The 5,417-nt window shown below is 33.8% G+C and carries 7 protein-coding genes and 1 pseudogene; 6 read left to right on the forward strand and 2 right to left on the reverse strand.

Translation table 11 applies throughout. The features are described from left to right. Positions 1-837 (forward strand): ATPase domain-containing protein (locus RXO53_RS07645; RefSeq protein ID WP_410713634.1); only part of this gene is annotated, 837 nt, incomplete at its 5' end. Here the strand turns inward: RXO53_RS07645 and argF are convergent. Continuing rightward, a complete protein-coding gene (argF, locus tag RXO53_RS07650) occupies positions 827-1,771 on the reverse strand; it encodes an ornithine carbamoyltransferase (protein ID WP_410713635.1) in 945 nt (314 codons plus the stop codon). The genes RXO53_RS07645 and argF overlap by 11 nt on opposite strands. A gap of 75 nt (positions 1,772-1,846) precedes the next feature. Here argF and RXO53_RS07655 point away from each other — a divergent pair, with 75 nt between their 5' ends. From RXO53_RS07655 to RXO53_RS07665, 3 genes are read left to right on the forward strand one after another with little or no spacing between them, the layout of a single operon-like run. Continuing rightward, positions 1,847-2,485 carry an L-threonylcarbamoyladenylate synthase gene (locus RXO53_RS07655; protein WP_410713636.1) on the forward strand — a complete coding sequence of 213 codons (639 nt, stop codon included), beginning with the start codon at positions 1,847-1,849 and terminating at the stop codon, positions 2,483-2,485. Next, positions 2,482-2,958 carry a PUA domain-containing protein gene (locus tag RXO53_RS07660; protein ID WP_410713637.1) on the forward strand — a complete coding sequence of 159 codons (477 nt, stop codon included), beginning with the start codon at positions 2,482-2,484 and terminating at the stop codon, positions 2,956-2,958. Before RXO53_RS07655 ends, RXO53_RS07660 begins: the two co-directional genes overlap by 4 nt. Beyond that, the gene (locus RXO53_RS07665; protein ID WP_410713638.1) at positions 2,942-3,673 is read left to right on the forward strand and encodes a proteasome assembly chaperone family protein; all 732 of its coding nucleotides are present in this window, start codon (positions 2,942-2,944) and stop codon (positions 3,671-3,673) included. Before RXO53_RS07660 ends, RXO53_RS07665 begins: the two co-directional genes overlap by 17 nt. A gap of 46 nt (positions 3,674-3,719) precedes the next feature. Here RXO53_RS07665 and RXO53_RS07670 read toward each other — a convergent pair whose 3' ends face one another. Further along, positions 3,720-4,772 (reverse strand): encapsulin, encoded by a 1,053-nt coding sequence (locus RXO53_RS07670; protein WP_410713639.1) that lies wholly within the window; start codon positions 4,770-4,772, stop codon positions 3,720-3,722. A 297-nt stretch (positions 4,773-5,069) separates the two neighbouring features. Between RXO53_RS07670 and RXO53_RS07675 the strand changes: the two genes are divergently transcribed. Both RXO53_RS07675 and RXO53_RS07680 read left to right on the forward strand, forming a co-directional pair. Then, the gene (locus tag RXO53_RS07675) at positions 5,070-5,222 is read left to right on the forward strand and encodes a hypothetical protein (protein ID WP_410713640.1); all 153 of its coding nucleotides are present in this window, start codon (positions 5,070-5,072) and stop codon (positions 5,220-5,222) included. A 76-nt stretch (positions 5,223-5,298) separates the two neighbouring features. Beyond that, positions 5,299-5,417 (forward strand): annotated as a pseudogene (locus RXO53_RS07680) (aldehyde dehydrogenase family protein); the annotation flags it as partial.

The following is a 5,417-nucleotide window of genomic DNA, read 5'->3' on the forward strand; positions in this document are numbered from 1 at the left end:
ATAACTGATGGGGTTGTAATACTGAAGAGCAAGATAATAAAAAGAAAATTGATTAGGCTTATGGAAATAAGAAAGATGAGGGGGAATGAGATAAGCGTAGGAGAAGTACCATTTATAATAGGTTCTCCTGATATAATATCTTTTAGAGTTCCTCCAAATATGAATGCTATACCTTCTGGTATAAGCCCCACGAAGGAGTATGTTGAATTAAAGATTGGTACAAATAAGATTCCTTTTGCCCCAGGGACTCAAAATATGTTTATAGCAAATCCAAGTATAGACCCTTTACCGTTTATATCAACATTTATAATACCGACATTATTGGTAAAGGGGTATAAGATTGTTTATAGAAGTTATTTTCATGGTGAAAAAACTATAAGGGATAGAATAGGCAAGTGCCTTGAATATTACCCCAGAAACTATCAACAATTAATTAGCAATTTAAGCATAAGGAATTTAAATCCTTCGTCTAAATCCATAATAGATCTTGAAATGACTGCAGAAAGCATAGAAAGGTATGAAAAGCCTGATATAGTAATTGTTGAAGGTCTTGGAACTTATATGGATTTGGTTTCTGATATGGAAACTTATAAGGAAGAGCATTATAATAATTTGATCAGAAGGGCCACTAATAGTATAACAGGTTTTTACTTTATACATGAGCTTGAAGAAAATATGATGAAAATACCTTTAATAAATGTTTATGATAGCATCTTTTATTTAAATATTAAAGACAAAAACTTAGTTCTAAAATCAATAAGGAATCATTTAAAAGTTGTTCCCCTAGATCCTATAGAAATAGATGCAAGAAATGTTGAATCATGTTTTATGGTATGAGAGAAGTTAAGATAGCCTTTTCACTGTGTAGCCTATTTTCAGCTTCATCCCAAACTACTGACCAAGGACCTTCTATGACATCATCTGTAACTTCTTCTCCTCTATGTGCAGGGAGGCAATGTAAAAATATGGCATTATTATTAGCTTTTTCCATAAGCTTTACGTTAACTTGATAAGGCTTTAATAATTTTTTCTTTGCTTCCGCTATATCCTCCTGTCCCATGCTAACAAAGACATCTGTATAAATAATGTCTGCCTTATCTGCAGCCTCTAAGGGATCTTCGGTAATAACTATATTGGAACCGTTAATTTCGGCAAAGCCTTTAGCAGCTTTAAATATTTCATCGTTTGGTTTTAAATCTTTTGGAGAACCAAGATAAAAATCAATACCTAATTGGGAAGCAGCTATCATTAGGCTATGAACCATATTGTCGCTTCCATCACCTATAAAAGCAAGCTTTAATCCCTTAAACCTACCTTTCTTTTCATATATGGTCATATAATCAGCTATAACCTGCATTGGGTGAGATAGATCGCTCAAAGCATTTATTACTGGGATATCTGCATATTTTGCTAGTTCAATCAAATCATTGTGGTTTTTTACTCTAGCCGTAATGCCGTTAACGAATCTTGAAAGAACTCTAGCAGTATCTTTTATGGGCTCGCCTCTTCCTAGCTGTAGCTCATTCCATCCTAATGTTATTGGTTGTGCTCCCAATTGATAAGCGGCTACTTCCAAGCTAACTCTAGTCCTTGTAGAAGGTTTTTCAAATATCATTGCAATGCTTTTACCATTTAATGTGTTTAAAATTCTTTCTCCGGCATGATATCTACGTTTTAGATCTAATCCTAAATCAATTAAATACTTAACTTGCTCCGACGTAAAATCTTTGAGGCATAGCATATCTTTTCCTTTAAGCTCCTTTATTGACATTATAGTCACCATAAAAAAATTAATGACCAAAAAGGTATAAAAAGATTAGCCTTAAGAAAAAATAGGGAAATGGAAATGAAAATAATTAAAGTAGATATCGATTGCCCAAATAAAGAAGTTATAAAAGAGGTTGCTGAAGTTATAAAAAATGGAGGAGTAGTTGTTATACCAACAGATACTGTTTATGGTTTAACCGCAGACCCATTTAATGAAAAAGCTATGAGAAGGGTATATGAGATAAAAGGAAGGGAAGAAGGTAAGCCCTTACCTATACTTTTAGGGGAAAGTCACGACGCATTTTCATTAGTTAAACCAAGCGAAATGTTTTGGAAGCTGGCCAAAGCATTTTGGCCAGGAAGCCTAACTATAGTAGAAAACCTATCAGATAATGCTCCTTCACATCTATCCGTTTGGGGAAGCATTGGGGTAAGGCTACCAAACTGCTATTTCTGTAGATCTATAGCAAGAGAAGTAGGAGGGGCTATTATTGGGACCAGCGCTAACATATCTCATATGAAATCACCGGTAAATGTTGAAGAAGCTTATAAAATGCTAAAAGATAAGGTAGACCTTTACATAGACGGAGGGCAAGCCAGGATAGGTATATCAAGCACTGTTGTGAGCATTATAAATGGTAATCTAAAAATCTTAAGGGAAGGGGCAATTAAAGAAGAAGAGATAAAAAAGATTCTGTTTAGTAAGGTGGAAAAATGAAAATAGTTGAGCCTGACGAATCTCAATTAGAAACTATTAAAACGATATTATCATACCAGTTTGATTATAAAGTTGCTGAAGCCTTTATCAAAAAGCCCCTAAAGGTTTCCATAAGGTTGGGTAAGATTAGATATATTTATTTAGGGGAAAAAAGAATAATGACTCTAAGACCTACTGATTTTGGTTTCACTTTAGATATAGAATCAGGAAAAATCATATTGGAAAATTCAGAATATCCTAAATATAGGGTGGTTGTGAAAGAAGGGGTAAACTATTTGGGGGATGTTATGGGAATAGATGTAATAGATGCAGACCCAACAATAAAACCTGGGGATGAGGTTGTGATAATAAATAATAAGGGGGAAATATTAGGTATAGGAAAGGGTAGGGTGCCTGGGTTTATAATGAAATCAATAGGGAAAGGAGAAGCTGTAAGAATAAGAAAGGTGTTGAAAGATGAGCAGAAAGGTTGAGATAATTTTAAATGTAAAAGAAGAAGTTTTTAGAGATAATGTAATAATAACAGGATTTCCTGGATTTGGAAGGGTTGGATATACCGTACCAAAATACCTTTCGGTTGCTTTACAAATGAAGAAAGTAGGATATATTATGACTGAAAGAATGCCATCAGTTATTTTAGTTGAAGATGATGGGATAGGATTGCCTTTCGAAATATATCAAAACAATAATATAACAGTCCTAATGAACAGGGCCGTTCCAGAAATAATAGATCAAAATGTGTTTAGTGAAAAGATTTCAAGCTGGATCAAACAAATGGGATTTAAATATGCTGTATTGGTTGGAGGGCTTAGCAGGGAGTTTATGAACGAAAACGAAGTTTATGGGTATAGATGGATTAGCAATACATCTTACAACGAACCTTCACTAGAAGCACCTAAGATGGAAAAAGGTTTAGGAGTTGTAGGCCCTCTTGCATTGCTTTATATTTATTTGGAAAAATTAAAAATACCAACAATTATGGTTTTACCATATTCAATAGTTGAAGGTGTAGATTATGATGCAGCTTTTGTTGGGGTAAAAGCAATATTAAAGAGCCTATTAAAAATGGAAGCGGCAGTTCCAGAACTAGAACAGCTGGCAGTTAAACAAAGAGAAGAAATTGATAAGATAGTGAAAATGCTTCAATCAGAGACTCAAAAAGAAGGGCCTTCAAATATATACATGTGAGTTTCATTGATTTTTAATTGTTAACCCCCCGGTTAACAATTAAAAATCAATCTTGCCTGCTTATTAATGCTATAGATTCTGGGTTTTTCACTCTAATAGCTAAACTTTCCCAAATTTCAAATACATGAGAAGAGCTTTGTAAACCTATATAATCAATTTTGCTACTTGCTCCAAATACTATATCTGCTATTGCTTGGTTTGAAGAAAAAAGTAAAGCATCTCCATATTTTGCACCTTCAGAAACAACTATTTTATCTACTACTCTGCTAACCCTTGTTAGCTCATCAATACCTGAAGGATCTACAATAGATGATAAGTATGCTTTGTCAGAAGGTGAAATTATTAAACTTAGCTGGGATTTTGAAGAAATGTTATTAATGGCCTTTGATATTAGAGATGTAAAGTAACCAGGAGAAGACCAGCTACCTTGAATTTTGACCTTAGACTGAGATGAGATCGTATTAAATATTAAAGCATCTTCTTGCTGTGCTAATAATGTAGAAGCCCAAGTGACTGAAGAAATAACGGGCTTAGACAGCATTCTCCTAAAGTAATCAAGAATATCTTGTTCTATGCTGAAATACGTGCTAATTTTTTGCAAAGGAATTATATCAACGGAAGATTTAATTATATTTCCCTCCAAAAATCTTTCTGAAGGAACGGCTAGTGTACCATCGCCAAGCATTAATGTAGCCATAAAAGATCTAAATTTCGCTGTTTTTAATAAAGTTTCATTTATTACAGATTTGATTTCATTTACTTCAACATCATTAAGCGGGCCTAATGGATCTAAGGCTTTATCGTTTGAATTTTTTGCTGGGCTTTCTAAAAGGGATGAAACTTCTTTAGTCCCTTTTTCAAGTTCAACAACTTGTCTAGGATCAAGCCTTTTAAGTAATTCAAGGAATTCACCGAAATGAGTTTTTTCTTCATTAGCAATATCAACTAAAACCTTCTTAACAGATTCATCGCTGGTTTGGCTAGCAAGTTGCATATATAAATTTATAGCATCAAGCTCAGCTATAGCAGCTAATCTAACAACTTCTGAAACTCTATCACCTTCTACCTTAACAAAAGGATCAAGCGGATTTTTTGACAACAAATTTTGACACCAAATTTAATTACTGTTATAATAAGTTAAAATATTTTTAGTTTTAATTTAGATTAAGTCAAGATTTTATATTAAAAAACAATATACTAGAACTTAATAACGTTTAAAATAATAGTTAATAGGGAAAGAAATGAGTCAGTTTAATATAATGGGGAAGACAAAGCTTAATTTAGACGATCCATTCTTTAATGACATATGTGATAAAGCGAACGACAAACCTCGCCTCTTCTAGGGGGCGAGGTAAAGTTTTTTTAAAATTTAAAAACTTATTAAAAATTGAGATAGTTGCTAAAGGGGTATGCGTCACTGAAATATGAGTATGCATCTACCCCAACTAACAAGTGTAATAAAATAGAACTCCAAGCCGATCAACTCTTAAAACATGAGGAGCGGGAGCCGATTTCTCCCGCAATATCGGCTTGGAGGATAATAGAGTAGCACCCATAAAAGGGGTGTAACCCTTAAGACCTCAGGGAATTCCCACCCTTCAGGGCGGGGAGGAGGTCAGTCGTCAAAACATGGAATTAATTATTATCCATTTGGAGGAAGAAAAGATTCTGGTATAGGAAGAGAAGGTATAGGGTATAGCATTGAGCAAGTAACTGCTATGAAATCAATAGTATACAATTATAA

The sequence above is a fragment of the Caldisphaera sp. genome (genome assembly GCF_046536515.1).
Lineage (GTDB): Archaea > Thermoproteota > Thermoprotei_A > Sulfolobales > Acidilobaceae > Caldisphaera.

What these genes read in the sequence shown, in the direction of transcription:
- RXO53_RS07655 (WP_410713636.1), top strand. Translation starts at nt 1,847, where the DNA reads ATGAAAATAATTAAAGTAGATATCGATTGCCCAAATAAAGAAGTTATA.
- argF (WP_410713635.1), bottom strand. Translation starts at nt 1,771, where the DNA reads ATGTCAATAAAGGAGCTTAAAGGAAAAGATATGCTATGCCTCAAAGAT.
- RXO53_RS07660 (WP_410713637.1), top strand. Translation starts at nt 2,482, where the DNA reads ATGAAAATAGTTGAGCCTGACGAATCTCAATTAGAAACTATTAAAACG.
- RXO53_RS07665 (WP_410713638.1), top strand. Translation starts at nt 2,942, where the DNA reads ATGAGCAGAAAGGTTGAGATAATTTTAAATGTAAAAGAAGAAGTTTTT.